Below are 281 nucleotides of genomic sequence, written 5' to 3' on the forward strand. Positions count from 1 at the left end.
CGCTGGCGGTGTTGCCGCCCATCAGGCCCACCAGGGTGGCGAGGCTTTCGGTGCCGGTCAGGGCACTGCATTGCGTGCTGGTCAACGCGGTGGCGTAGCGGGTCGTGGTCGTGGTGTCGGTGGTCTGGTCGTAGGCCGTGGTGGTGAGGTAGCCGTCGGCATCGATCTGGGCGACCACGCGACCGGCGCCATCGTAGTACGTGCGCGTGGTCTGGTCCTGCGCACTGCTCGTGAGGTCGGCCTGCAGTGCGTCCAGCGTGGGTGTGTCGCCCAGGCTGCTG

General features: G+C 69.0%; 1 protein-coding gene. It reads right to left on the reverse strand.

Translation table 11 applies throughout. The features are described 5' to 3' along the window. A partial coding sequence (locus ISP15_RS18680; RefSeq protein WP_404549509.1) for a hypothetical protein occupies nucleotides 1-281 on the reverse strand: 281 nt, incomplete at both ends.

It is taken from the genome of Dyella jejuensis, from assembly GCF_044904675.1.
GTDB classification, from domain to species: Bacteria; Pseudomonadota; Gammaproteobacteria; order Xanthomonadales; family Rhodanobacteraceae; genus Dyella_B; species Dyella_B jejuensis.